The sequence below is a fragment of the Candidatus Bathycorpusculum sp. genome, from assembly GCF_009778815.1.
GTDB lineage: Archaea > Thermoproteota > Bathyarchaeia > Bathyarchaeales > Bathycorpusculaceae > Bathycorpusculum > Bathycorpusculum hydrogenotrophicum.
Genome location: NZ_WRFL01000042.1, coordinates 1 through 23,024, shown reverse-complemented (window position 1 = coordinate 23,024; position 23,024 = coordinate 1). Strand labels below are relative to the sequence as shown.

Sequence of the window (23,024 nt, the reverse complement as noted above, 5' to 3'; positions counted from 1 at the left end):
TAATTGTCTCAAAAATTATCCAACGCTCATCTTTGGTCAAGTTAACACTGTACTTTTTATTCATAACTAAGCACGTGTTAACATATACAATCAACACTTATTTATAATGCGGTCAAAGCAGTACACAATACGCCAAAACAACTCACCAAAATATATAACTTGATCAGCACCCATAGCTAGAATAGGTTTTTATTTTGTCTCAGGCTAATGCAACTATTCTTAAAAATCTCATGCTTACCCTCAAAACTAAATCATTAACTTCTGAGAACCACTACAAGAGGGAAACAAGAGAAGTCGACAACATGTTCATAGACTTATTGAGCGTCTTTCAACGCTACTACGACCATTCCCCAGAAAACGACAAACAAACCCTGCGCAGCATGCTTGACCTGATCATACTGCTCTCCGAACAAGTACATTCATCCCATCATCAAGCAGAAAACGCCATGGACGACTTTAAAATCTACATAACCGCTCTGGAGAGCAACTACAAAAACGTAGACATGGAATTTGAGAAAACCGTAGCACAACCAGCAGAACAAGAAGCAGAAGAAAAAGATAAAGCCGAAGAAGAACGCGCCAAAGCCATAGAAGAATACAGCAAACGTGCCCGACCCAAATTCTACGAATAACCTCTGCCGCGTTACTTCTTGCGCTCGATTAACTCGATAAGTGTCCCATCGGGGTCCTCAACAAACGCAATAATTGAATCCTCACCAAACATACGGGGTTCATCAGTAATGGTAACGTTTGCTTTTCGCATAGCCGCTAAAATCACATGAATATCATCCACTTCAAAACCTAAATGATCAAAAACCCGATTCTCATAATCAGCCTGCAAATACTGTTTCTGATCCCGATAAAAAGTCAACTCAAGCATACAACACCCCAACCGGGCAGGCGCTTGGAGAAACACAAGCTCAGCATTAGTTGCCTTGACCGCAACTCTGCGCACAACCTCCAACCCCAAAAAACGATGATAAAAATCAACCGAACGCTCAACATTACTGGTACGAACACTCACGTGAACAAAAACAGAACCCACATTTGCAGAAACCGCTTTGTTGTCTATATGAGAAGTTTTAGCTGAGCCTCTTTGTTCATCTAGGGCCTGATTAACAAGTGCATCAGCCCGTGCTATACAGGGATTACTCCGTCGCACATTAAAAAAACTAATTTTTTTAAACCCCACTCTAAGCTGATGCACCTGCCGCCAGAGCTTTTGAAGATCAAGATTTTTTACGCTATAAACACCATTTAACTGATTGACAACCAATTCACTATCAAGATAACAAACAACTTCCTCAGCACCATACTCAACAGCAAATTGAAGCGCCATCAGCAATGCAGCATACTCAGCTTTATTGTTAGTACTAACACCCAAAGTACGCGCATCAGTCCTCACCGTTACACCCGCCTCACTTAGAGCTATATAAGCCGCCGCCGCAGGCCCAGGATTACCGCGAGCACCACCATCAGAGTAGAGCACCAATTTTTGATCCATATAAACCCACAAACCCACATACATCAAGGGCTATTTAAAGGCTTAATGCATAAACGCGGTTAGGAACCTGTTACTGCCAATTCACAATCACATTCGTTTAAGAGTTAAAGAACATTTAATCAGATTAAACCGAGGCGTCTGTTTGACAAGCTCCGTAATAGGAACAACAAAACTAAATTCACATGAACTCCAACTGGCATTGCTAAGACATGAACATCAAAGAAGCTACTTTAAAGGATTTAGACGGGGCAAACTAGACATAATCGCTGAAATTTTGCTATTTTGCGAACAACATAAAACCAAAACCAGCATAATGTATAACACCAATCTCAACTACACCCAACTAAAAACACACATAAACACACTCACAACCCAAGGACTGCTAACTAAAAAACTCAACAAATACGCCACCACCGAAAAAGGTTACCGCTTTCTTGAACTATTTGCCCAATTAAACGATTTGCTCAACGAATTCACAAACTAACCACCAGACAAAAACATTTAGCCTAAACCAACACACAAAAATACATTCACCAAGCAAGCGAAGTCTTATGAGCGGCGTTCGGCGGCCTCAGAATCGATTATCTCAAGGAGCCTAACTACTCGTTTGCCCTTGAGGGTTTTTTCAGCTTTTGAAATTGAGTGTCTAGCGCAACAAATGGTATCTAAGATTATGCCTGTCTCTTCATCAACTATCACGGGGTAGACTCTACAACCCATGGGCCGATCAGCATATACACTGCATCGCATAGCTGGGGGGTCATAGAAAACGCAATATCCACCGCTGTTTTTCAACGTTGCATAGCCCTCTTTATCATAGCGCACAAACCTGCGCGGAGGGTGTCCTTTGTGTTCGAGGCGCTGGATGTCTTTTTTGGAAAGTAACATTTCGGTTTCAGTACAACATACGCCACAGTTTGAGCAACGCATAAGCCGTGAAGACCCAGAGCACTATTTGAGCCTTTAGCAAGTTTATGCAGAGATTTTTATAAGAGAGTTGTTGAGGGGTTTTGCATATGCAACTTCTTTTAAGGGTATACGATTACTTTTGCGGTTTGTCAAATGGTACTCAATTTGTTTACTGTTTTTACCCTCGCCTTTGTGCAAACGCGTAAGGTGAACATTAACAATTACAGCCCCATCTTTTAGATGTAAATTAACGTTTTTACCTATGTAGGATTTGGCACTGTTAATACTAAAACTCTGCATTACCATTCCTCATCTTGATCGGCGATTTGACTCCAACATTGCTGACAAATTGGCAGATTTTCACCTTTAACTTGAATGTAGAGTTTTATATCCTCACAGACACAAACATTATTCCAAGGATTTTTACACTGTTCCATACTAACCACAACAAACCCTTAGCAGATTTTACTTTTAAGACCCCCCACAAAACTACCTCCCCAAAGAGGGGAGAGGTCATTAAAAGTGAACCAAAACTACAAACACCGACATCCAACACACATTAAACGCACCCAACAACACCATACAAAAACCAACAGATATACCAAAGTAAACCAGATATTTTATGGCGATGCTTGTTTTTGTTGTTGTTTTTGTTAGAATTCTATGATTTGGGGTGTTATGGTTTCTTTGGTTATTCTAAGTAATCCAACAGAGGGTTTGCTTATGATTGAGGGAGGGACTGTGGGGCTACCGGGGTTGATGTAGAGGGTTTTGTTTTCCCAGGTAATGTTTGCAACATGGGTATGGCCGTAAACAAATACGTTAAAGCCGTTTTGTTTGGTGAGTTCTCGCATCGTAGTTAACCCAAAGTGGATATCGGGATCGTGCATAACACCGATTTTCCAATCGAAGAGTTTTAGTGAGTTGAGTTGCGGCAGTGTGTCTGTGACTGCTAGGCCGTCCATGTTGCCGTGTACGGCTAAAACGGGGGCTATTTGTTCGAGTTCATCTATCACTGATAGTTCCACTAAGTCGCCTGCGTGAATGATGTAGTCGACTTTTTCAAAAAGTTCAATCACTCGTTTTGGGAGATAGTGTGCTTTTTTGGGGATATGGGTGTCAGAGATTAGGCCAATGATTTTTGTGGTGTTATTTGGGGGTTCTTGCTGTTGGTTTACTGCGGGGATTTGTTGGGTGCTGTTGCTGATCATATTGATGCTTCTCGGTATCTATTAGCCAGGGTTGGAAAATAAAAGCGTTTATAGAAAGAGGGGGTTAGGTTAGAAATCGTTTGATGGTTTCATAAAAGATGCTGGTTCCCCAGACTAGGTTTTCTATGCTTAGACGTTCGTCGATACCGTGTATGCGTTTTTCGTATTGATCGTTGGGTTCTTCGGGACGTACGGGGTGGAATCCGTAGCAGATACTGCCGGTTTCTCTAAAGAAGCGTGAGTCGGTGCCGCCTGTTGTTAGGGTGGGAGTTATGCTGCAACCGGGGTCTGCTTCTTGGAGTACATTTTTGATTGTTTCATAGAGAGGGGTTTGTGTGGTGGACTGGTTGCCGTCGTGTATTTGGATGATTTCATAGCTGAGTTTTTGGTCGTCGTCAATGTCTTTTAACATTTGTTTGATTAAGTCAAGGGTGTTTGTTGTGCTTTGGCCGGGTAGGACGCGGCAGTCAAAGACGGCTTCGCATTGGGAGGGGATGATGTTTTCTTTTGTGCCGCCTTGGATTATTGTGGGGGTTAGGGTGGTTTTGATTCGGGGGCGGATTTCTTCTGCTAGGGCTTTGTCTTTTTGGGCGAGTTCGTTTAGGATTTGTTCGCTTTTTTGGGGGTTAGCTAGGAGTTGGTTTATGAGGTCTTTTAGTTGGGAATTTGTTTGGGTGATTTGAGTTAGGAACTCTTGGAGGGTATCAACATAGATGGTGGGGGGTTGGTAGGTTTCTAGTTTTGTGAGGACTTTGTTGATGCGTGTGATGGCGTTGTCGGCCATGTTGGGTGTTGAGCCGTGTCCGGGGGTGCCTTTGGCTGTTATTTTGAACCATAGGATGCCTTTTTCGGCGGTTTGGATGGGGTAGATGTTTTGTTTGTTTTGGGGGAATGCTGTTCCGCCGCCTTCGTTTAGTATGTAGGGGCACCAGATTTTGTTTTTGTGGTTGCGTAGCAGGTAACCTGCGCCTGCTTCGCCACCGCGTTCTTCATCGGCTGTTGCAGCTAAAACGACGTCGCCTTTTAGTGGAATGTTGTTTTGTTTGAGGAGTTTTAGGGTTATGACCTCGATGGCGGTCATGCCTTTCATGTCTATGGCGCCTCTGCCATAAACATAGCCGTCTTTGATGGTTCCTGCAAAGGGGTTGGTGGTCCATTCTTTTGGGTTGGCGGCGACGACGTCTAGGTGGGATAGGAGGAGGAGGTTGGGTTTTTCTCCGGTGCCTTTTAATCGGGTGATTAGGCTTCCTCTGCCGGGGGCGGATTCGAGGATTTCTGAGGTAAAGCCGTCTTTGGTTAGGTATTCTTTTATGTATTGGGCGGCTTGTGTTTCGTTTCCTGGGGGGTTGGTTGTGTTTATTTGGATTAGGTTGGAGAGGAAGGTTGTGATTTCTTCTTTGATGTTGGTTTGGATTTGGATGGGCATTTGTGGCGCCTGTGGGTTAGTGGGTTTTTTGTCTTAAAAAGCATCTGTTTTATCACTTAATTCATGCGACTTGTTATTTCTATTGATTAACTAGTGAATTCACCTAGCCAAAAACACAGCGCTGCCAACACTGATCATACAAATTAGGCACAAAAAATTATTCAGTCCAATAGATTAAACACATACTGAATCAGAACAACAAACCAGATAAGCATTTAAATTTTCGCAAAAGCTATCGCATCATTTATATATGGGTTGAAAAATGCATTTACATAACAAAAATTGTGAGTGAAATGCAAATGAAAGAGCTAAAACCTATAGACTACAAAATTCTGTTCGAACTCATGAAGGACTCACACAGAAGCGACAGACAACTAGCTAAAGCTTTAGGCGTTTCTCAGCCGACTGTGACCCGAAGACGAGCCATGTTAGAAGAAAACTATATCGAAGGATACACCGTTATTCCCAAATTCGGACAAATCGGATTTGAGATTACAGCCATAACCTTTCTGAAAAGCAAACTAAAATACCAAACAGGCGACGAAAAAACAAAAGCCATTCAAAAAATGAAAGAATGGTACATGAAACAAACAAACGTCATACTAGTCTCAGAAGGAAGAGGCATGGGCTGGGATGCAGTATGCATATCGCTACATGAAAACTTCGCCAGTTTTGCAGAATTCATACGAACACATGATTCTGAACTCTCAGATTGGGTGGTCGAAAGCCAAACCTTCAGCGCCGACCTCAAAGGCGGAATACTCATCAAACCATTCCACCTAAAATACCTCGCATCACTAAAATAAACAACAACCCCCCACTCTTTTCTACCCCAACTATCTTTTCTTTAACAACCAAACCAACAAACCACTATACAAACAACAAACAAACTAAAACACACCCCAAACAACAATTCAAACACAGACATAAACGATTCTAACCAATGCCACAAGCAAAAAGATACAGAACATTTGCCTTATACAAGCACATAACCAATTTTATGGAACATCAACATATCCAAAAATAGCCCGTTTCATCAACCATCAGCCTTACAAAAAGGTTAGATTAAGAAATCTTGCAATCGTAGTTGGTTGTTCCTTTTTGGCGGTATAACTATTTGCACCAAATTATCCATCATCACTTGGTATCTTTGGTCGACAATTAATTGAGCAAACTGCACCACCATTTGATCATATTTTTCTTCGTTTGCTAGTCGAAGCAGTTTTATGTATTTGGTTCTATCCGAGCCTAATAATAGACGGGAATATCCGCTTTTGTTTAACATATAATTTAGTATCTCCCGCCCTACGCGACCGTAGTTAGTCCAAAGCTCTACACAGATAAAACGAAGAACAATCACTACACCAGTTTTATCCAAAATACAAACAACATAGAAAACATCAACCTATTTTATGAACACGACTATACTGGAGAAATTAATTGTGGTGGGCCGGACCGGATTCGGACCGGCGACCTTCTGCACGTCAAGCAGATGTCCTAACCAGGCTAGACGACCGGCCCACACTTTAGCACCATCTCCTACTGCACCTAACTATATAGGCGCTTCGTTTCTAGATGCGCACTACTTCATTTCCCAGCCCCTATTAAACTCTTACGCCGCAATTTCAACATAGCAGTTTTAAGCACCCGCTACATAATCTATTGCCGGTAAGGGTTAATGGTAACAGACGAAGTAACACCTCTACTAAAGGAGTTCATCAGCAAAAACTCCGAGGCCGCCGATGTCCAATGGGACAGACGCATGAGCCCCAGGTTACTCTTTAACCCCTACTCTTCAAAAACCGAAGAACACAGCAACATCGCCCACTACTTTTTAATGGCCGCCGCAATCCTTGACGACACCGTAGTAGGATACCCCGAAAACGCCCGCATGCTGTTAGTCTATCTAAACAGAGCCTTTGGCAACAAACTCTTTGAAATAAAAAAACCCCACCTTTTTGAAGAAGTCATCATAAAAGCATACTTCCACCATGATCTAGGCCCAAACAAAAAAGCCGCCTCAGAGATCATAGCCTCCGTTAACACGTTTGTTAAATACAAAGCAGAACGCAACCTACTAAAATACGCCCAAAAATTCACCAAACCAAAAGACTTCCTCGACGACCTAGCCCAAAACATCCCCGCACTATCAGGCCCCCACAAAGACCGCGCATGGATCTATCTACGCTGGATGGTACGCCCACAACCCGACCTACAAATCTATAACCACCTCCACCCCCAAGACCTCTACGTACCACTAACCAAAGAAAACGCCAACGTCGCCGCCAGTCTAGGCATAATATCATCAGCCTCACCCGCCCTGTGGCGCGACGAACAAACCAGCGCCGAAGCCCGCCAAAAATTAACCAACTATGCCAAAACCCTCTTCCCCCAAGACCCCGCAAAAATCGACCACCCCTTCTTTTTACTGGGCAGATGGCTAAAACAAAAACCACTCAACCGCCACACACTCAAATCCGCACTAGAATTTTTAGAACAAATGAAAACAATCACAGGACAACCCCGAGCATACTACCAAAAAATGAGCAACTACAAAAGCGGCTGGGAAAAAAAAACCGCACTCACCCTGCTACAACTACACATCCCCTATGGGTATGAAACCATCAGTTTTCCCCTGCCAAACGAAATCTACACACCCGACTTTATCTTAGAAAAAACAGTCCAGGGCAGAAAAATCATCCTCGAACCCCACTTCGAAATGACCAAACGCCAAGCCCGCAAATACGCTCTCTTCAAACGCACCTACGGACACCAATTCCTGCTCATTTTACTTCTCAAAAATGACCTTATTCCACTCTATCACCAAAGAAGAATCCTAACCGATGATGTCGCCGACGATGTTTGGCCCATCGAATTTATCCAGCTCTTAGCAGAAAAAATCAAAAACGACACCTACGGACAATAACACCTAAAATAACAACAACAAACACCACCACTACAATTGACATGATCCTAGCTCTTCTGCAACATCCGGCAGATAAAACACACAAAGTGTTGCCGTAAAATAGAAATCCTGCAAATAACAGATGTTGATTATGACAAACACTAACAACCCGGGGCATTTATGGCTTGATGAGTTAAGCACTGTTGAGGCCGCAGAGGCCGCTATGCAGGGCAGAGTGGTTATTTTTCCAATCGGAAGTGTAGAAGAACACGGCAAACATTTACCTCTGGGTACAGATAGTGTGCAACCTGAATATGTTGCACTTGAGGCTGCACGTCAAACAGGCTGTTTAGTGGCGCCGCCTTTTCGTTATGGCATCGTAAATGCAGCACGCAATTTTCCAGGCAGCCTAACAATTCAATTCAACACCCTTTTTAATGTAGCCAAAGACATTCTCTCTGAATTATCCCGCAATGGGTTTAACCGCATAATTGTCCTTAGCGGTCATGCCGGTTCTTCACATATGGTGGCCCTCAGGCTTGCAGCACAAAAGGTCATCTATCAAAATGGAGAAGAAAACGGCAAACAACGCACACGCATTATGGTTTTATCCGACTATGATTTTGCAGAGGAACTATCCAGTGAGTTAGCAGACCCAAGAGATGGCCATGCAGGAACAATTGAAACCTCACGAGTTATGGCGATCCGACCGGATCTGATTAAATCAAAAGGCATACCAAGCAACTATGAAATGCCGCGCTTTGAAGTTGTCCTCCACCCAGAACAATACTTCCCAAGCGGCGTACTTGGCGACCCCACAGCAGCCACCAAAGAGAAAGGACAAAAAATCAACACCCATGTAATTGAACAACTGGTTAAACTTGTTCAAGAACTGGAAAAATAAAACCCAAAAAAACACACAGCACCATCTGCAAGAAACCAGCAGTTGAATCCGTTGACAGATGGTTAGGTTTATGGCGGGTCTTGTTATTTGGGACAATGAGTTAGGCATGGCAAATTGCTATTAATGCGGGGGTGTTTTTGTAGGTGATCATTATGTCGTTTGATCCCTTTAAGGCACGGGTTGTTTGGTTGATTCTTGATAGCAATCCTGAGGAGGCACTAAGATTGCTGGGTGAGAAATATCAGATTACTGTTCCACAGATCAAAGTGGGGTTGCCAAAAAAACTTAAACTCAAAGCCTATGGATGCTATACTGCAAAAAACCAAACTATATATGTGCGCGACAGCGACATATTTGTTAATCCAATGGTTATTTTGCATGAATTCTATCATCATCTGCGAAGCCGAGCAGTAGATAGAGTGCATCGGGGCACCGAGGACAAAGCCGATCAATTTGCCAAAGAATACATTTTAGAATATCAGACGGCGCTAAAAGAAAACCAAAAAAGTGAACTTTAGAAGTCCTCTTCTTCTTTGTATAAGTCTTCGTCGTAGAAGTCTTCGTCATCGCATGCTAGGGGTGCAGTTATTTCTATGGGTATTCTATTGGCATTTGAGTCATAGGCGGCTATACAGGTGTGACTTTCATAGGGGTAACCCACTATCATAAGAACCCGGCCGAAAAAATAGTTAAGATCGGTGTGGCTGGGAGAAATATTGCCCGATGGATGTGAATGTACTGTGCCAACCAGACTGAGGTCACCGGAGAACATGTAAGGATTGAAGTGTACTTCGCCCTCCCCATGAATGGCAAATGGAGCTAAAATCAAATCAGTGATCGATATGATGCCTTTGTTTTTGTTACCTCTAAGCAACAGAAAACTCTCGCGTGGATAGAGTTCCTTAGCGCCGGCATAAATAGCCTCCAATATGTTACTTGGAATCTGAATTGTTAGAGCTTGCGGCATAGCATCAAGTTGGAATGGCAAGTTAAGAAGTTTGCCCACAACTCACAGAACCCTTATGTAAAAACAGCACCATAAACAAAATTAGACAAAAAACCAGCAACCGCCGTGAGTTCAAGGGTGTATCTTGATTATATATAGACACGCCCACTATGTCGAGTTTAGGGTCATCGGTCTGTATCTTTTTTGTTGTATCCCCGGTTTTTTCTAAATATAAGCAAAGTTACCACGACCACTACTACTACTATCACCACTACTATTATTGCCAGCAAGATAATCAAAAAACCAAACCAAGCATCAAACTGTGCACCTGACGGATCAGATGAGGAGGGCCGGTTTTGGGATGACGATGAGCTAAGAGTTAACGATGGCGCAGAAGTTCCAGGAAGTACCGTAGTTGATTGCTCAATCATATTAAACATCACTATATCACACCAGCCGCTTGACTGACCCACAAAAATAGGCGCACCCTCACTATCTAAAGCATAACCAAAAATAGGCACGCCCTCACTATCCAAAATAGGTGCACCCTCACTATCCAAAATATAACTCTCACTATCCATAAGATAATAACCTATAAAGGCCTCAACCTGAAAATCAATCTGATCAACATCCGGAACCTGAACACTTGCACTCCCAAAAAAGTCACTTCCAATAAAACCCAAACTCATACCAACAGCCCCAACAGGAGAAGTTGGAGACTCTTGTCTGCTACATGGGAAAAGAGACTCTTTTGACCATACTTGGTCGAGGCTTTGCCAGACTGTATCTTGGTGATCTTTCCACCGAAGATTAAAAAACAGGTTTACCATTTGCCCCTCAGAATTAGTATAGGGCATAAAGATCTGCATAGGCGCCATTCTTACCCATAACGATTTTTCGTATACGGTGTAGCCGTCTTTTATCAGGATAGTTTTTCCAGTTGATGGGTTGACCTCATATACGGGCGGAACATATTTTGGCCAGGGTCCCTGAAGCGTTACATCACAAGTTGGCAGAGAGGGCACAGGCATTTCTGCTTGTGCAGACATAGGCGGAATTAACATAATTAAAGTTACCAGTGCCATACTGATAATAATGGCTAAAGCAAAAAACTTGTTAATGTAACTCATATTAAATAATAATTGGATCACATTAAAAAGTTTTGTGTTAGCCATATATCTGTTATAAGGACACAGTACGCGACTCTAATCAAGCCTTTTTGAGTTCATCCTGAAAATTCAACTCTTTCTTTTTGTTTTAAAAACTCAGCTGTTTTGAGGGGTGTTATCCAGTTATGACGACAACCATTGTACTAATGGAGGCGATAAACAACCCTGCGGCGGCAGTATTGATTTAGTCAGGTTGATGAAACTGGTTGTTTGGATGAGCGAGTTTAGTTTTTTGGTCATGTTGGATCGGCTTATTTATGGTTAATATAGAATTCATCTGGTTGACTCGGTAAACATTTAAGATACACAAAGAATAGAGTGTTGCGCTATGGTGCCGAGATGGCAGAGTGGTTAACGCGCGGGCCTTGAGAGCCCGTGGATCTTCCGGTCCGCATGGGTTCGAATCCCATTCTCGGCGCCTCCTTCTGCTTATACAATTACAATGAATTTTCTCTCCAAACCAATTTTATCTCAACCTAAGAGCAAAGAATACGAAAACACAGTAAAGCTACTATAGAGCAAAGAAGATAAAACAATGAGCACCTGCAACCGATATGGGTAGTTTGGAACTGATTTTTAGATGGGTTATTAGCTGGGTTTGAACTGGGTGGGCGAGTGGGTTTAGATAAACGCAACCTTTAACAAACAAATAACATCATTATGTGTGTCTTGCCGAAAATGAGCACCCATAACGACGGACTTGACAGAGGGCACGCAAGAAACATAAATCTTGCACCTATGACCGATCGAGTTCTACCCAATTATGGAACAGGTGAGATACGGGCGTAAATTCCCGCGCCGAGAGAGCTTCACCAAGCTTAAAGCGACGCTTAGCTGTGAGGTGAAGTGTTAGGTTACGTCGGGAGACATCAGCCCGCGAAAAATAATAATAAGTTAGCCTCTAAATTTAAGTTAAAGAAGAGTCATTAACGTTAACTTAGGATGCTGGTATAAGTGGATATAGAGAAAAAGATTGAGCTTATTTGCAGACCGCCCGCTGAGGAACTGGTAACAACTGAGGATCTTCGAGCACTCCTAGAAGCTGAAGAGCACCCTATTGCCTATAACGGCTGGGAACCTTCAGGACTTGCGCACCTAGGCACAGGAGTTATCTGCGCTTATAAAATGAAAGACTTTGCCGAAGCCGGCATCCACTTCAAAGCATATCTGTCCACATGGCACGCATGGCTTAACAATAAACTAGGCGGAGATCGGGAGCTTATTCACAAAGCCGCAGATCTGTTCCGTCACAGCTGGCTTGCCCTAGGCGTTCCCGGCGACAAGGTGGAATTTATCTACAGTGATGAATTATACCAAGACATTGATTACTGGGAAAAAATGATAGTAATTAGTAAAAATCTCACACTTGCTCGCACCACCCGTACCCTTGAGATAGCGGGACGCAAAGAAGGCGAAGCCCACTACGTCAGCGACTACATCTACACCCCTATGCAGGTTGCAGATATATTTCACATGAAGGTAAAAATCTGTCAGTTGGGTATGGATCAGCGTAAAGCTAACATGGTCAGCAGAGAAATTGGCGAAAAGCTAGGTTTTTGGAAACCTGTCTGTGTTCATCATCATCTTCTACAGGGGCTAGAGAAACCCTCCGTTTGGCCGATTCCAGAAGGCCAAGAACGTGAAGCGTTGGCATCCGCTAAAATGTCAAAGAGTAAACCCAAAACCTGCATATACATCTATGACTCGCCCCAAGAAATCAAAGAAAAAATGTCACGCGCTTTCTGCCCGGAGGGCATAGTCAAATACAACCCCGTTATGGATATTGCTAAATACATCATCTTCCGAGAGAAATCAGTATTTACCATTGAGCGGCCTGCGAAATTTGGCGGCAACATAGACTTTGAGAGCTATGAAGACTTGGCCAACAGCTACATCGAGGGTAAACTGCACCCCATGGATCTTAAAAACGGTGTTGCCGCAGAACTGTCAGAGATTTTAGAACCGGTACGCCGCTACTTTGCCAACCACAAAGACGCCATGGACTGTCTTGAGACAATACAAAAAGCGCAGATAACAAGATAGAGGCTTGCTGTCTACGCAACTCAAAACTCGTCTTGAAAAAATCGATGATGTCTTAGCTAAATTAGTGGAGCAGGCCAAAAGCGGTAAGCCGATGGTTGTTGAGGGGAAAAAAGATGCCCAAGCGCTATTGGAATTAGGCGTTGGGGGCAGGGTGTTAACGGTTAAAACGGGTGGAAAATCTTTTTTGCAAGCTACCGCCGAAATTGAATCGTTGGGTACCTCAGAGGTTATTTTATTGCTAGATTTTGACCGCCGAGGACGAGAGGGCACAAAACGACTGCAACAAAACCTTGAACGCACAAACACCAAAGTAAATGTACAGGTTTGGCGTGAGCTGGCGTCGTTGGTTAGCCGTGATGTTCAGTGCATAGAGGGACTACCCACTTATTTGGCAACCATCCAACAAAAACAGGCAGGATAAACTACTAAGTAATATTGTCTGCTAACAAAGATAGATGAAGTGTAAATATATTTTGAGCAACCATCAACAGGTAGTTGGCGATTAGTCATCGGCGGTTGGGGGATAGTTTTTTGGTGTTTGGTTTACTTTTTATTAAAAGTTTGATGAGCAGTATTGAGAAGGCAAGCCAGAAAAGTCCAAGCATGCATCCGCCTAAAACATCGCTAAACCAGTGAACGTTTAGATATAGTCTATCAAACCCCACCACGGAGGGGATTATGGCTGCTGAGATGATTAGTAAGGTGCGGGGTTTGGTGGTTTTCCAGTGTTGCCAAGCGAAATAAGCCAGTACACCGCAGAAGACTATGCTTCCAGCGGTATGGCCGCTTGGAAAAGAGTAACCGGTATCGATGATTACCCCATTTAGGGGTCTAGGAGACTGAACTAGGGTTTTAAAGAGGGCTACAAAGGCGGCATTGCCGCCCATAGCAACTAGGAGTAATAGGCTGTGGGGTCGGTGATTTTTGTAGAAGAGATATCCGGCAATAGCTAAGCTGAGAATGAGTAGGCTGTAGGTATCAAAGCCATACGAGATTGCAATAGCTATGGGGGTTGCCCAGTCTGAGTGGATTGTGGGTACCCAGCTGTTAATAGTTAGATCAAAGCTCAGCAGATGGGGTCTAAGAAGCAAAACCCCTAGAAAAGTGATAAGGAAAGCTAAACTTAGGGCTAAATATTGTCGGTTAGCAGTTATTGATTTGAGTGTAGGTACAGAGAGTGTTGTCACTTAGATACCTGCCAGTTCCATGGTGACATAAAATAAAAGGTATGCTATGTATTTGTCAGAAATTACTTGAACTGAAGGTAACATTCTAACAGATTATTTGGGCTAGCAAAAAAAGGTTAGGCGGCGATTTGGTTTTGGAATATTTGTCCGGCAGGGTTTAGTTGATAGTTGGGAACTCCGCCATTTACTAGACCCCATTGGGTGCCTGTTCGCCAAGGTGCCCAGGCCCAGGCTGCGTAGCCGATGTTGTTTTGATTGAGAACTGTTAGGGTGTTGTTGTACCATTCATATTCGTTGTTTTGGTTGGTGGCCCAAAGATTGCAACCGATTTCGCTTATCCAGAGGGGTTTGTCAAAGCTTAGAACGCCTGTTTGGGTTAGTGCAAAGGTTGCGTCTGCTAAACTGTGGGGCATGCCATCAGTTGTGGGCCAGTTGTAGAATTTGTTTCGGTATAGGTGTGTACCATAGACTAGGTTGCCTGTGGGGTCAAATAGTGTGTGGGTATCTACCCAGTTTAGACCCCAAATTGAGCCTTGTTGGTACCAAGTATAGTCCATGGCTAAGCCATAGTTCCACTGGATAACAATCAGGTTTGTGGCACCTATTGCTCGGAGGGCATTGATGCATTGTTGGGTGGTTCTAAACCAGTTTGCTTCTGCGAAGGGGTCGCCTCTTGCGTTGGGTTCATTCCAGAATTCAAAGAGGACGTTTGGATGGATCTTTAGAGTGTTGGCAACATCAATCCATAGTGCAATGAAGTCTTGGGGGTTGTTTATGAGACCGTTTCCATCGGCCCAGGGTAAGACACCATCGGGCATGCCGCTTGTGGGAGTAGCTTGCCAAAAGGTAAAGTCTACATATATTCCGCGCTCGGCGGCTTGGGTTATAAAGTAGGAAATGTGATTCTGAAAATCATCAGTGTTATCTATCCACCACTGAGCGGTTGTGGTAACGCGTATGATGTTGACGCCTATGCGTTGGAGAGCGTCTAGATTGGAATTTATAGCGGTGGGGCTCCAGGTGTTCCATAGTATGTTGCCGTCGGATGTCATCCAGCTACCGTTGGGACCATCGATAAAGTAGGTGTAGTCAACGCCATGCAGGGTTATGTTTTTGTTGCTTGCGGTTTGGATTTGGCGTCCAACTACATGGAGGGGCTCTATGGTTGGAGAGAGGGATTGTTGTTTGAAGGTGGCGCTTAGGGTGTGGTTGGTTTGTATGTTTGTAAAGCTGTAGGTGGTTATTGGGCCTTGATTTTGGCCATCAACGATAACTTGGTTGATTGTGTATCCGGGGTTGGGAGTTATAGTAAAGATTTGACTGCTCCCCGCAGGGATTTGTATTTGATTTGAGGGGGTTATAGAGCCTCCTGGACCGGCTAGGGTTGAGATTGTGTAGGTTGGGGGGCCGATGTAGGTGTCGGCGACAACTATGTTGTCGAGATAGACCATTGAGACATGGTTTGCGGAGCCTAGGTTGATTTTGTTGATGGAGGTTCCGGTGTTTATGTTTGTGTTATCAATTACCAATTGTCCATCCACCCATAGTTTTGACCAGCCGGCAACAGCATGGGCATAGACAGCTATCTCGATTAGATGCCAGGTGCCCAGAGTTGCGGTGTTGGTAGAGACGGTTGTGATTTCGGTGCCTGTGCGGTCTTTGTGGCTAAGGGCATAGTTTAGGGTACCGTCGTTGTTTTTGATGCCAAATCGACTGTTTATTGTGGGGCCGTTTAGTAATTCTATAATTGATGCCGCGCCGCCATTTGGGACCAGTTGGAGGTCTATCCAAAGGTATGCTTGCATATAGACAACCGTTCTACTACTGGGCAAGTCTTTGTAGAGCATTGCTTGGCCGCCCTCGGAGTATACTAGGCTGCGTGCTGAGTAGGTACCAGTGTGGGCTTTTGTTGTTGAGGGGGATATGGTTCCGCCTGAACTTAGAGTTCCACTCCAGGCGTTAAATGAGCCGCTTTCAAAGCCATCGCTAAATGTCAGGGGTCTAAATGAGGCTGTGATAATATGGTTGGTTTGTATATTTGTGAATGTGTAGCTGGTTGGGGTGCCTTGGTTTTGGCCATCGATTGTTACTTGAGAGAGTAAATAGCCTGGATTGGGGGAGATAGTAAATGTTTGGCTTGCTCCAGCAGTGATTTGTGTTGTACCTGGGCTAATAGTGCCTCCTGGGCCAGCTAGGGTTGAGATAGCATAGGTGGTTTTAGCGTTGCTATTAACTTGCACGTAATCAAGCCATACTTGGATGGTTGCCCAAGCGTAATTTTCTGCAATCCCCTCAATGAGGGTGAGGTGGTTGCTGTTTTGGAATGCAGAATAAGTGTTGTAGTTGTAGGTTAGTTTGGTCTGTCCGTCAATGATTAGTTTGAGTTGTTGGTTGGGGTTATCTAATTCGAGGGTTACCTCGTAGTAGGTGTTGGCTTGTATGGTTGTTGTGTCATAGATGGTTATGTAGTTTGGCCATTCGCCAATCCATAGTCCGAAATGTTGGGAGCCATCAACAAATGCGTAGACGGTTGCGGCTTTGGGGTTGGAGGAGTCAAATAGTTTGGTGAAAATTATAGCGGAATTGCCTTGACCGGTAGTGGGTATGGTGTTGAAGCGTATTTTGGAGGATACCGAAAACACCTCAGTGCGCTTTATGGGCAATTGGTCCTTTATCACATAGCAACCAGCGCCATTACCGCCTGTTACAGTAAATTGTGCAACACCATTTGAGATCGTTGGATTTGCATAGGTTGAACTCCAAGCACTAAAAGTTCCACCCAAAAAATCATCAGTAAACACTGAGTATGCATTCACAGGGAACAAAAAAGTAAACATGGAAAATAGCAACAAAAATACAAAGAAGATACAGGTTGTTTTTTTGAGTGATTTTAGCATTTTTTCACCAAAAAATATTACTTTTAAAAGCTACAAGGAACTAACCCCTATAAGAGTTATAAAGATATCTACAATTATGTACTAACACCACAGCTAAATTAATTACCTACCGTAGGCTACAATATCACCTCTAGGTTCTCAGACTACTCGATACTGTGTTAAAAGATCCAATGAAAAATCGAAGTATTTTCATCTTTGTCAGATAAAATAACAGCATCACTTGTCTTAACAGCGACAGTGTTATGCATTCACCACCATGAAATCGTATTTTTGAGTTTCACAAGGGTTAGATCCAAACTGCCACTAGAAAAATAATAACAAATATAAAAAAATGCTGACACGCATCTCAACTTAACACCGCAGGTGCACGGTCAAATTAGTAAAGAAAGGGTTATTGTGTGTTGGATGTGGGGGTAGAGGTGTTAGGTTCCTCTGTGTTGGATGTGTTGTCCTTTTTGTGTTTGAAAGTAAAGATTAGGGCTATGATTTGCACTGCAAGGATAATCACGTTTACGATTGTCCAACTATCCACTAAACCCATTGGGCGACTAAGATCCTCCGTAAACAAAAACACAATAATACCTGCAATCCCCAAAATGACACTAAGGACAAACCACAAAAGACGTCGCTGCTTCTGTTTCTCCACTTCAGTTTCCTCTATGCTTTGATTATCGGCATACTTAGCATTCTTAGTCTCCGTTTGCTTAGTCTGAGACTTTGTATGTTTCTGGCTACACTGCAACAACACGCCTATAGTTAGTAAAATTGCCAATATGACCCCAACAACACTCAAGATTAGATTTACAAGCGCCCAAACCGGTACCTCATCCACATTCTCCCCAGGAGGTGAGACAGTTGGACTCGGAGACGGCGACAAAGTTGGTACAGGTGTTGGTGTGGGGGAGGGAGTTGAAGTTGGTGGACGGGTTGGAGTAGGTGAGGGAGTTGAAGTTGGTGGACGGGTTGGGGTGGATGTGGGTGATGATGTTGGGGTAGCTGTTGGGTTAGGTGAGGGAGTTGGGGTAGTTTCTGGTTTCCATTGTGCCACATAGGTGGCATCACCCTCAACAGTAGACGATTGATTGGGTGCCCAGCCGATAAAGCTCCAGCCGGGTTGACCAGTTACCACAGGTGCCTCAGGTGTCAAATCCCCCAAAGCACACACAAAACTAACCGCCTCAAAAGTACCATACTCACCAGGCAAATACGATATCGTATAGGTCAAAGAAGGCGAACCCTCCTCAAGCCATACTGCAAATAGTGTAACATCGCCTGTGAGACTAAGATAGGCCGTTGAGCCAGCGGCAAAATCGGGTGTTTTAGCATCTGAGATGTAGGCCCAGCCTTGGAAAACATAGTCCGCTCGAACCATACTGCCCTGAGCCGCTACCAGAACCGAATGGCCCGCCGGATAATAACCACCCAAAGGCACCTCTCCGCCTGTATATCCATTACCATCATAGCGCACAGTGTAAAATATTGGTTCTACACCACCGCCTCCAGTCCACTGGGCCACATAGGTCACATTACCCGATACGGTAGCAGACCAAGCTGGAAGCCAGCCTGTAAATATCCAGCCCAATGTGTGATCAACCGTATAGTCCGCGCCTGAGGCGGTGCCGAATATGGGTGTAGAATCGCCAAAGGCTAAGCCTGAGTAGGTTTCATCCCCAGGTTGCCAAGTGCCCTGCTCCCCGGGGTCATAGATCACTATGCAACTAGCTGTGTAGCTGATGTCATAGTTATTTATACCAAAGCGTTGACCACTTGACCACAACCCATCCATAACCTTAACTTGATTACGATACACTTCAGTCTCATGTACACTTAACTCGGATAGAGAAACAAGAACGCTAGCCGCATTATCCTTAAACACCACTCCACTCTCGACATAGAGCTTCTGCCCAAGAGCATCAATATCACCAATGTTAGTAATCCAAATCCCCCCACCATTATTGCCCGCTACATTGTTTGAAACAGCTCCAGCCAGCAACTCAAAAAAACCAGTAGAACCCACATACACACCCCCACCATTAAACTCAGCAGTGTTGTTACCAATCACACCCGCCCTCATAAGGAGATCACGAGTTGTGTATATGCCTCCTCCGCTACTAGCAGAGTTATTAGCAATGGTACCACCATTTATTGTAACAGCATCAGGGAGTGCACTAGTGGTGTATATGCCGCCGCCATAGAGAGCAGAATTATTAGAGATAACCACCGCACCACTCAAGAATAGAAGACCGTTATTGGTGTTTTGCACTCCACCGCCATAAGAAGCAGCTGAATTACCCGAGATTTTCGCATTATCGGAGAGGCTGACAAGTGAAGGCGCAGAAGTAGTGTAGTAGTTCCAGTTATACACCCCACCACCATATAAGTATGCATCGTTGTCTAAGAGGGCTGCATTGCCAGACATATTGAGTGTACAGTTGTGATCGTTGTACACCCCGCCACCCCAGGTGGCAAAATTGTTTGAAATGATTGCGTGGTCAAACATGTTAAATGTGCCATCGACATAATTGTGCACACCACCGCCCCGACCCTGAGTATGGTCGGGGGTAGTGGCGCTATTGCCTGAAATTATTGCCTGTCCAAACATGTTAAAGGTGGCGTGATCATCATTGTATACACCGCCACCACCAAAACGCGCTGTATTATTAGCAATGATTGTATCACCCGACATATCAAAAAAAGCATGACCAAGGGCGCTACTTCCATTGTTTGAGACCCCACCACCATATGATTGGGCGGTATTGTCCGAGATTTCTCCACCCAACATATTGAATATATGATAATTTAACACTCCTCCAGCACCATTGGCAGAATTACCAGAAATTTTTCCAGCATACATAGTAAATTCATCGCTATTACGCACTCCACCTCCACCACCACTAGCAGAGTTACCTGAAATCTCACCACCAAACATGTTAAACACAGCATGATTATTCACTCCAGCGCCATCATAACCGGAATTATCGGAAATTACTGCATTACCAAACATGTTAAAAATGGCACCACCACCATTAAACACACCACCACCATCATGTGCAGTATTGCCTGAGATGCAAACTATTTCAGAAGAAGAACTCGCACCTAGGTCAAATGTGCCGCCATCATTATATACCCCTGCACCAAAAGAGGCCTTGTTACCCAATATAGCCGCATTGCTTGAGATAGTAAAGGTGCCGTGATCATTATACACTCCTCCGCCGTCATAAGCAGAATTACTCTCACCAATATTGGTACCTCCGATTATGCCTCCAGCCATATTGAAAATGGCATCAGTACCGGCATTATATACACCTCCGCCACGATCATTATGAGTAGTGCCAGAAACCGTATTGCCAGAAATCACACCATCAAACATTTCAAAGAAACCCAAGTTGTATACACCACCACCCTGATGAGCAGTGTTACCAGAAATCACACCACCCTCCATGACAAAGTCGTAGTAGATATTGTACACACCACCACCATCAGCATATGCCACATTGCCTGTTAGGATTGCATTGTCAAACATGTTAAAATCACCGCCCCAGTTGCACACACCACCACCATGCTCGGCAGTGTTACCAGAAATCACACCACCCTCCAGGTTAAAAGTGAGTGAATACCCAACGTAAACACCACCACCATAGTAAGCATGATTATCAGAAATCTGACCAGCAATCATAGTGAACACCCCAGCATCACATGCTACACCTCCACCTAGAAAGTCTGCAGTGTTGTGGGCAATTACGCCTCCACTCAGGGTAAAATCACTAAAACCACCACCATCACAGACACCTCCGCCAATGTCGATGGCTAGGTTGCCTTCTGCAACGGTGGCACCGCCAATAATACCCCCAGACATCTTAAAAATACCCAAGTTAAACACCCCGCCGCCATCATACGCCTTATTTTTAGAAAAAATGCCATCTAGGAGGACAAAGGTGCTATACGCATCGTTGTAGACTCCCCCGCCAGCACCATTAACGGCAATATTTTCTAAGAAAGCACCGTTGGTCAAGGTGAAGGTACTATAAACGCCGCTAAAAACTCCTGCGCCATTTACCGCTTGGTTTCTATAAAACGTTCCATTATTTATCACAAGGGTGCCCAAATTAGCAACTCCGCCTCCGGCACCTGCGGCAGTATTTTCAGAGAAAGTACCACCATTTATAGTAAAGCTGCGTATGCTATACAATCCGCCGCCATTATATGCCGAATTTCCACTGATCGTACCTCCATTCATGGTAAAGGTACCCCAATTATAAACACCACCGCCCAATTGATCATCAGTAATAGTATCACCAGTGTAGATGTCGTTTCCTGTAATCTCCCCACTACTTAAGATAAGAGCAGCACTAGAACCAACATACACCCCTCTACCTTTGTCATCACTATTATGTGTAACAATAATACCATCAAGTACCAGGGTACTACCAGATTGGACAGTAAGGGTGCCTAAGGCATTTACTCCAATTAGTTTTCTAGGCGTATCATCATCATTTATCAACACGATATGTGTATTTGTAGGTATGGCAAGTGTAGAAGTTGTTAGCTGAATATCAGCGCCTAATGCAATAACATATTGATTTGGCGCTATACCTAAAGCAACATTAACAGCAGCTCTGAGATCTAACTCATTATAGACAATATCATCAGGAGTGTATGCTGAGACAAAAGGGGAATCCCCGTTAAATGTTGCTGTATAAACAATAGAGAAAATCAGCAACATAACAAATAATAGCAATGTCATTAACTTAATGTGTACAAGTGTTTGAGGTTCTTGTTTGATAACGGCTGTATGGGGTAAATATTTGGTTAGGAACAGTTGTGCCTGTTAATTATTTTGTGTTTTTTCCGTGTTATAGCATCATTGTTTGAAATAAGAATAACATAATCGTAACGGGGTTAGGCGAACCGTAGCATACGCTCCATTTCACAAAATTTCACGCTCTGAACTTTAGTAACAACGTTTCCGAGTATTACAGTACTTACCCGCAAAATTGCCCTTATTACGCACAAAAGACCGATCCGGTCGAACCGGCAAAACCTGCATCTTTAACATCTCAATCATAGCTAAAAAACGCTCCCGCTTCCTCACCCCATTAGTCTCCAATAAAACCCCCACCAACTCATCCTTTAAAACCCCAATCGCAAACCCCCGATTAACAACCATCCGATGCTTAGAAACCTTCTTTTGTGCATCATAAAGCACCTGAGCATCATAAATCATATCCTGAGCCAAATTAAACAAAAAAACACACGCCAACACATCCTGCACAATTAGAACAGGCTTAGTTCCAGTAAAATTCTCCACCTCCAACTGATTCTTCAGCATATCAAACGCCGTCTCCACTTCCCAACGCAACCTATACACCTCAGCTATCTCAGTGGCACTAAACGACTCATCCAAATTAGTAACCACACTAACAGTCGAACCATCAGGCCGAGCAACATTTACCACCCGCAGCATCACCGTTTTAGTCTGTTCCAAGAGGGGGTAGATTGGATTTTTTTTATGACGCACTAAACGGGGCGGGGTGAGTGCTATGGTGAGTTGTTGATCATTGGTTTGCATTTGGGAGCGTTCGTCTTTAAAGTCGTGTGATTTGAGCCGGATGACAAATTTCTGATCGGAGGCGATCCAGGGAACAAAGAGGGCAAGGGAGGGATAGGCACGGTCTAGAGTTATGATTGTGGGTATGTTGTCTACTGTGGTTGGGGTTTTTTGGTGGTGAATTTGGGTTTGGGCGATTTCGTTAAATTTCACTCGGTTTATGGTGAGGTGTAGGATTGTTTTGTTGAGTATGTCGTAGCGGCAGGAGAGGCCTAGGGCTGCTTGGGGTTTGGTGCCGTGGTTTGTGCTGTTACCGTATTGTTTTAGGGTTTCTTTTGTGGTGGGTAGGTTTAGGTTTGTGCCATCGTCAGCTAG

At 43.9% G+C, this 23,024-nt stretch carries 21 protein-coding genes and 2 tRNA genes; 9 read left to right on the top strand and 14 right to left on the bottom strand.

Features of this window, described 5'->3' with window-relative positions; translation table 11 throughout:
- Positions 1-194: 194 nt before the first annotated feature.
- On the top strand, positions 195-632 hold the full coding sequence (locus FWF39_RS08540) for a hypothetical protein (RefSeq protein WP_343383018.1): 438 nt from the start codon (positions 195-197) through the stop codon (positions 630-632).
- A gap of 11 nt (positions 633-643) precedes the next feature.
- Here FWF39_RS08540 and FWF39_RS08535 read toward each other — a convergent pair whose 3' ends face one another.
- Positions 644-1,504, bottom strand: coding sequence for a VOC family protein (locus FWF39_RS08535; RefSeq protein WP_343383017.1), 861 nt, complete (start codon positions 1,502-1,504; stop codon positions 644-646).
- Positions 1,505-1,646: 142 nt separating this feature from the next.
- On the opposite strand from FWF39_RS08535, the gene FWF39_RS08530 reads away from it, so the two are divergent.
- Complete coding sequence (locus FWF39_RS08530; protein ID WP_343383016.1) at positions 1,647-1,988, top strand: winged helix-turn-helix domain-containing protein; 342 nt, start codon at positions 1,647-1,649, stop codon at positions 1,986-1,988.
- Positions 1,989-2,053: 65 nt separating this feature from the next.
- Here FWF39_RS08530 and FWF39_RS08525 read toward each other — a convergent pair whose 3' ends face one another.
- From FWF39_RS08525 to FWF39_RS08505, 5 genes are all read right to left on the bottom strand, one after another.
- Positions 2,054-2,434: a YkgJ family cysteine cluster protein gene (locus FWF39_RS08525; RefSeq protein ID WP_343383015.1), complete on the bottom strand. Its 381-nt coding sequence runs from the start codon at positions 2,432-2,434 to the stop codon at positions 2,054-2,056.
- Positions 2,435-2,476: 42 nt separating this feature from the next.
- Positions 2,477-2,713 carry a hypothetical protein gene (locus FWF39_RS08520; RefSeq protein WP_343383014.1) on the bottom strand — a complete coding sequence of 79 codons (237 nt, stop codon included), beginning with the start codon at positions 2,711-2,713 and terminating at the stop codon, positions 2,477-2,479.
- Positions 2,713-2,850, bottom strand: a complete 138-nt coding sequence (locus FWF39_RS08515) for a hypothetical protein (protein WP_343383013.1) — start codon at positions 2,848-2,850, stop codon at positions 2,713-2,715. Before FWF39_RS08515 ends, FWF39_RS08520 begins: the two co-directional genes overlap by 1 nt.
- A 216-nt stretch (positions 2,851-3,066) precedes the next feature.
- Positions 3,067-3,624 carry a metallophosphoesterase gene (locus tag FWF39_RS08510; RefSeq protein WP_343383012.1) on the bottom strand — a complete coding sequence of 186 codons (558 nt, stop codon included), beginning with the start codon at positions 3,622-3,624 and terminating at the stop codon, positions 3,067-3,069.
- A gap of 64 nt (positions 3,625-3,688) precedes the next feature.
- Positions 3,689-5,050, bottom strand: a complete 1,362-nt coding sequence (locus FWF39_RS08505) for a M20/M25/M40 family metallo-hydrolase (RefSeq protein ID WP_343383011.1) — start codon at positions 5,048-5,050, stop codon at positions 3,689-3,691.
- A 299-nt stretch (positions 5,051-5,349) separates the two neighbouring features.
- On the opposite strand from FWF39_RS08505, the gene FWF39_RS08500 reads away from it, so the two are divergent.
- The gene (locus tag FWF39_RS08500; protein ID WP_343383010.1) at positions 5,350-5,856 is read left to right on the top strand and encodes an Lrp/AsnC family transcriptional regulator; all 507 of its coding nucleotides are present in this window, start codon (positions 5,350-5,352) and stop codon (positions 5,854-5,856) included.
- A gap of 254 nt (positions 5,857-6,110) precedes the next feature.
- Here the strand turns inward: FWF39_RS08500 and FWF39_RS08495 are convergent, their stop codons facing one another.
- Positions 6,111-6,428, bottom strand: a complete 318-nt coding sequence (locus tag FWF39_RS08495) for a hypothetical protein (protein WP_343383009.1) — start codon at positions 6,426-6,428, stop codon at positions 6,111-6,113.
- Between the two features lie 65 nt (positions 6,429-6,493).
- Positions 6,494-6,571, bottom strand: a tRNA-Val gene (locus FWF39_RS08490).
- 157 nt (positions 6,572-6,728) lie between these two features.
- On the opposite strand from FWF39_RS08490, the gene FWF39_RS08485 reads away from it, so the two are divergent.
- From FWF39_RS08485 to FWF39_RS08475, 3 genes are all read left to right on the top strand, one after another.
- Positions 6,729-7,976 carry a DUF2400 family protein gene (locus tag FWF39_RS08485; protein WP_343383008.1) on the top strand — a complete coding sequence of 416 codons (1,248 nt, stop codon included), beginning with the start codon at positions 6,729-6,731 and terminating at the stop codon, positions 7,974-7,976.
- A 130-nt stretch (positions 7,977-8,106) separates the two neighbouring features.
- Positions 8,107-8,859, top strand: a complete 753-nt coding sequence (locus FWF39_RS08480) for a creatininase family protein (RefSeq protein ID WP_343383007.1) — start codon at positions 8,107-8,109, stop codon at positions 8,857-8,859.
- Between the two features lie 152 nt (positions 8,860-9,011).
- Positions 9,012-9,377 carry a hypothetical protein gene (locus FWF39_RS08475; protein WP_343383006.1) on the top strand — a complete coding sequence of 122 codons (366 nt, stop codon included), beginning with the start codon at positions 9,012-9,014 and terminating at the stop codon, positions 9,375-9,377.
- On the opposite strand, the gene FWF39_RS08470 is transcribed toward FWF39_RS08475, so the two are convergent.
- Together FWF39_RS08470 and FWF39_RS08465 are read right to left on the bottom strand one after the other, a co-directional pair.
- Positions 9,374-9,865, bottom strand: coding sequence for a Mov34/MPN/PAD-1 family protein (locus FWF39_RS08470; RefSeq protein WP_343383005.1), 492 nt, complete (start codon positions 9,863-9,865; stop codon positions 9,374-9,376). The two genes, FWF39_RS08475 and FWF39_RS08470, sit on opposite strands and share 4 nt — an antisense overlap.
- A 125-nt stretch (positions 9,866-9,990) precedes the next feature.
- Positions 9,991-10,935, bottom strand: coding sequence for a hypothetical protein (locus tag FWF39_RS08465; protein WP_343383004.1), 945 nt, complete (start codon positions 10,933-10,935; stop codon positions 9,991-9,993).
- Positions 10,936-11,307: 372 nt separating this feature from the next.
- Here FWF39_RS08465 and FWF39_RS08460 point away from each other — a divergent pair.
- The 3 genes from FWF39_RS08460 to FWF39_RS08450 all read left to right on the top strand — a co-directional run bounded on the left by FWF39_RS08460 (position 11,308) and on the right by FWF39_RS08450 (position 13,438).
- Positions 11,308-11,392, top strand: a tRNA-Ser gene (locus FWF39_RS08460).
- A gap of 536 nt (positions 11,393-11,928) precedes the next feature.
- Positions 11,929-13,017, top strand: a complete 1,089-nt coding sequence (locus tag FWF39_RS08455; RefSeq protein WP_343383003.1) for a tyrosine--tRNA ligase — start codon at positions 11,929-11,931, stop codon at positions 13,015-13,017.
- A 4-nt stretch (positions 13,018-13,021) separates the two neighbouring features.
- Positions 13,022-13,438, top strand: a complete 417-nt coding sequence (locus tag FWF39_RS08450; protein ID WP_343383002.1) for a toprim domain-containing protein — start codon at positions 13,022-13,024, stop codon at positions 13,436-13,438.
- A gap of 85 nt (positions 13,439-13,523) precedes the next feature.
- Here FWF39_RS08450 and FWF39_RS08445 read toward each other — a convergent pair whose 3' ends face one another.
- The 4 genes from FWF39_RS08445 to FWF39_RS08430 all read right to left on the bottom strand — a co-directional run.
- Positions 13,524-14,204 carry a phosphatase PAP2 family protein gene (locus FWF39_RS08445; RefSeq protein WP_343383001.1) on the bottom strand — a complete coding sequence of 227 codons (681 nt, stop codon included), beginning with the start codon at positions 14,202-14,204 and terminating at the stop codon, positions 13,524-13,526.
- 116 nt (positions 14,205-14,320) lie between these two features.
- Positions 14,321-17,041 (bottom strand): cellulase family glycosylhydrolase, encoded by a 2,721-nt coding sequence (locus FWF39_RS08440; RefSeq protein WP_343383000.1) that lies wholly within the window; start codon positions 17,039-17,041, stop codon positions 14,321-14,323.
- A 451-nt stretch (positions 17,042-17,492) separates the two neighbouring features.
- Complete coding sequence (locus tag FWF39_RS08435) at positions 17,493-21,845, bottom strand: hypothetical protein (RefSeq protein WP_343382999.1); 4,353 nt, start codon at positions 21,843-21,845, stop codon at positions 17,493-17,495.
- 207 nt (positions 21,846-22,052) lie between these two features.
- On the bottom strand, positions 22,053-23,024 hold a 972-nt coding region (locus FWF39_RS08430; protein ID WP_343382998.1), incomplete at its 5' end, for a transposase.

What these genes read in the sequence shown, in the direction of transcription:
- FWF39_RS08485 (WP_343383008.1), top strand. Translation starts at nt 6,729, where the DNA reads ATGGTAACAGACGAAGTAACACCTCTACTAAAGGAGTTCATCAGCAAA.
- FWF39_RS08480 (WP_343383007.1), top strand. Translation starts at nt 8,107, where the DNA reads ATGACAAACACTAACAACCCGGGGCATTTATGGCTTGATGAGTTAAGC.
- FWF39_RS08520 (WP_343383014.1), bottom strand. Translation starts at nt 2,713, where the DNA reads ATGCAGAGTTTTAGTATTAACAGTGCCAAATCCTACATAGGTAAAAAC.
- FWF39_RS08500 (WP_343383010.1), top strand. Translation starts at nt 5,350, where the DNA reads ATGAAAGAGCTAAAACCTATAGACTACAAAATTCTGTTCGAACTCATG.
- FWF39_RS08435 (WP_343382999.1), bottom strand. Translation starts at nt 21,845, where the DNA reads ATGACATTGCTATTATTTGTTATGTTGCTGATTTTCTCTATTGTTTAT.
- FWF39_RS08535 (WP_343383017.1), bottom strand. Translation starts at nt 1,504, where the DNA reads ATGGATCAAAAATTGGTGCTCTACTCTGATGGTGGTGCTCGCGGTAAT.
- FWF39_RS08505 (WP_343383011.1), bottom strand. Translation starts at nt 5,050, where the DNA reads ATGCCCATCCAAATCCAAACCAACATCAAAGAAGAAATCACAACCTTC.
- FWF39_RS08475 (WP_343383006.1), top strand. Translation starts at nt 9,012, where the DNA reads ATGTCGTTTGATCCCTTTAAGGCACGGGTTGTTTGGTTGATTCTTGAT.
- FWF39_RS08525 (WP_343383015.1), bottom strand. Translation starts at nt 2,434, where the DNA reads ATGCGTTGCTCAAACTGTGGCGTATGTTGTACTGAAACCGAAATGTTA.
- FWF39_RS08465 (WP_343383004.1), bottom strand. Translation starts at nt 10,935, where the DNA reads ATGAGTTACATTAACAAGTTTTTTGCTTTAGCCATTATTATCAGTATG.
- FWF39_RS08440 (WP_343383000.1), bottom strand. Translation starts at nt 17,041, where the DNA reads ATGTTTACTTTTTTGTTCCCTGTGAATGCATACTCAGTGTTTACTGAT.
- FWF39_RS08515 (WP_343383013.1), bottom strand. Translation starts at nt 2,850, where the DNA reads ATGGAACAGTGTAAAAATCCTTGGAATAATGTTTGTGTCTGTGAGGAT.
- FWF39_RS08510 (WP_343383012.1), bottom strand. Translation starts at nt 3,624, where the DNA reads ATGATCAGCAACAGCACCCAACAAATCCCCGCAGTAAACCAACAGCAA.